This is a genomic window from Streptomyces recifensis (assembly GCF_002154615.1).
Classification (GTDB): domain Bacteria; phylum Actinomycetota; class Actinomycetes; order Streptomycetales; family Streptomycetaceae; genus Streptomyces; species Streptomyces griseoluteus.
In genome coordinates this window covers 1-2,503 of record NZ_MUNH01000438.1, presented here as the reverse complement: position 1 = coordinate 2,503, position 2,503 = coordinate 1, and the positions used below count along the sequence as shown (strand labels likewise).

Annotated in this window: 2 protein-coding genes and 1 tRNA gene; 2 read left to right on the top strand and 1 reads right to left on the bottom strand. The window is 72.2% G+C overall.

From position 1 onward, the window contains the following. Positions 1 to 171 precede the first annotated feature (171 nt). A tRNA-Leu gene (locus CCN33_RS21875) sits at positions 172 to 255 on the top strand. 193 nt (positions 256 to 448) lie between these two features. Here the strand turns inward: CCN33_RS21875 and CCN33_RS21870 are convergent. Beyond that, positions 449 to 886 carry a PadR family transcriptional regulator gene (locus CCN33_RS21870; RefSeq protein ID WP_086695243.1) on the bottom strand — a complete coding sequence of 146 codons (438 nt, stop codon included), beginning with the start codon at positions 884 to 886 and terminating at the stop codon, positions 449 to 451. Between the two features lie 31 nt (positions 887 to 917). Here CCN33_RS21870 and CCN33_RS21865 point away from each other — a divergent pair, with 31 nt between their 5' ends. Then, the gene (locus CCN33_RS21865; RefSeq protein ID WP_086695242.1) at positions 918 to 2,393 is read left to right on the top strand and encodes an MATE family efflux transporter; all 1,476 of its coding nucleotides are present in this window, start codon (positions 918 to 920) and stop codon (positions 2,391 to 2,393) included. Positions 2,394 to 2,503: the final 110 nt, after the last annotated feature.

Here is a 2,503-nt window from a genome sequence, read left to right as displayed (position 1 = left end):
CGGAAGGTCCCGGCGGGGCGCCCGTGCGGTGCGGGTTCTCGGGCGCGGCGGGGCAGATGGCCTGGTGGGGGGCCTGGGGAAGGGATGTGATTCCACCCCGTGGGCCGTGCTAATGTTCTGCATGTCGGAAGGGGCCAGCCCGCAAGGGCCGAACCGGAAGACACACCCAATGCGCGGGTGGCGGAATAGGCAGACGCGCTGGATTCAGGTTCCAGTGCCCGAAAGGGCGTGGGGGTTCAACTCCCCCCTCGCGCACAACCCCCAAGTGGGCGGCATCGTTTAGATGCCGCCCACTTCGGCGTTTCTGGGGTCGCTCGGGGATCGGGCCTGGGGGCCGGTCCTCTGTGAGGAAGGTCTCAGGAGGTGGGGCCGTCGTGGGCGTCCCTTTCAACGGAGTTGGCGGAGAGTGCCCCGAGGCCGGGGGCATGTGCGCCGGACGGCCCCGGGGTTACGGGGTCCGCGGGGGCTCGAGTTCCCGGAGAGCCTCTTCCAGCCAGGCGCGTTCCGCCCGCTGGGCCGCTCTGGCCATGACCAGCATCCCCTTGCGGTACGGGTCGGCCTCGTCGGCGATGCGCACCGGGGCCCCGGCGCGCGTGAAGAAGCTGGCAGGCCGGGTCAGGAAGTCCAGGCGTCGGCGCAGTACCGCGGCCCTTCGCTCCGGGTCGGGTACCTGGCTGAGGAAGGCCAGCAGCGTGTAGAACGCGCCGCCGTCCGTGATCTCGCTCTCCCTCGGCTCGCTCAGCCTGCGCAGCAACTCCGCCCGGCCGGACGGCGTGATCCGCAGCCCCTGTCGCTGAGGGGCACTGTTGCCGGGCTCGGCCTCGCGTTCCACATACCCGGCCTGGCGCAGCCGGTTGAGCGCGGGATAGAGGGCGCCGTCGCTCACCTAGCTTGGGCGTCGTCGAAAGGGGTGGCCGGTGTCTCCTCAGAGCAAGCGGTCGGCGCGGCTCGACGCCGCGTGCGGACCCGGTAATCCGGCCGCTGCTCGCCGGGCGCTGCTGGGGCTCGGGGTCCCCGTCTACTGCGAGCTGCTCTCCGGTGTGGTCGCCGGCATCGTCGACACCCTCTGGGTGGCCCGCCTGGGAGAGGCCGCGGTGGGGGCCGTCGCCGTGGCGAGCACGCTGGAGAACGTGCTGCTCGGCGTGATCCTCATGGCAGGCACCGGCGCGACGATCCTGGTCGCGGACGCCCTGGGGACCGGGCGGCGCGGGGTGGTGCCCGTGGTGGTGCGTGCCGTCGCCGCCCTCTGGCTGGCTCTCTCGTCCGTGGTTGCCGTGGGCGGCTTCCTGCTCCGGGACCGGGTTGCCACGCTGTTCGTGGGCGGCGGCCACGGCGACCTGCACGGGCTGGCCGTCGGCTTCCTCGCCGTCTCCTTCCCCGGCATGGCGGTCTTCTTCGCCCAGAACGTCGTGGACGGCCTCTTCAAGGGCACCGGCGACACCCGCACCCCGATGCGGACGGCGCTCCTGGCCAACGGATGCGTACTCGTGCTCGATCCGCTGCTGATCTACGGCGTGGGTGGCCTGCCCCGGCTGGGTGTGCAGGGCGCGGCGCTGGCCACACTCGCGGGGCGGGCTGTCGCGCTGGCGGTGGGCGTCCTTCTTCTGCGGAGGGCGCTCGGCCGGGTGCGTGGTGATCAGGTGGCGGACGGTCCGAGCACAGCCGCCGTGGTGCGGCGCGTGCTGCGCATCGGGCTGCCGGTGTCCGGGGACTTCGTGCTGCGAATGGGCATGAGCGCGGCTCTCGTCGGCGTCGTGGCCGGATTCGGCGCGGGCCCGCTCGCCGTCTACGGGATCGGGGCCAAGGTCATGCTCTTGGTCACCATGTCCTGCTACGCCTTCCGGCAGGCCACCGCCATCCTGACCGCGCGTGCCGGCGGTCGGAGCGCGGCGCGGCTGCTCGGGAGGCAGAGCCTCTTGCTTGCCTCGACCACCGCTTGCGGCATGGGACTTCTCCTCGCGCTGGGCGGCCGCCGGGTGATGCGGCTCTTCACCGCCGACCCCGCCGTGGCCGAAGCGGGGGCGGTCTTCTTCCGCTGTCTGCTGCCTTATCTGGTTCTGCTCGCCGGGGTGGTGGCGCTGGGCGGGGTGTTCACGGGCGCGGGGCGCACGCGGGCGCTGTTCACCGTCACCGCACTCGGCGCGTGTGTGCAGATCCCGCTCGCCTACGGGCTGTCGGCCACCTCTCTGGGGGTGCAGGGGGTGTGGCTGGCGATGATCCTGGCGACCGGGGCGCAGTACGGGGTGACGTGGGTCTTCTTCCGGCGGCTCACCGGAGGCCGGGCTCCTGGTGGAGACGGTGACCGTGCTGCGGGAGATGCGGAGGGGACGGGGGAAGCGGGCGAGCGTCGGGACGCTGGTGCGGAAGACGCCGTGGATGTCCACAAGTGGTGAGTTGTCCACAGGGCCTGACGCGTTTCGGCCACCGCATGTACCTTCGGCACGAGTTGATGTTCGAGACGCTCGTGCGGGGGCGTTCGGGTGCGGGGGAGGCGGTCGTGGTG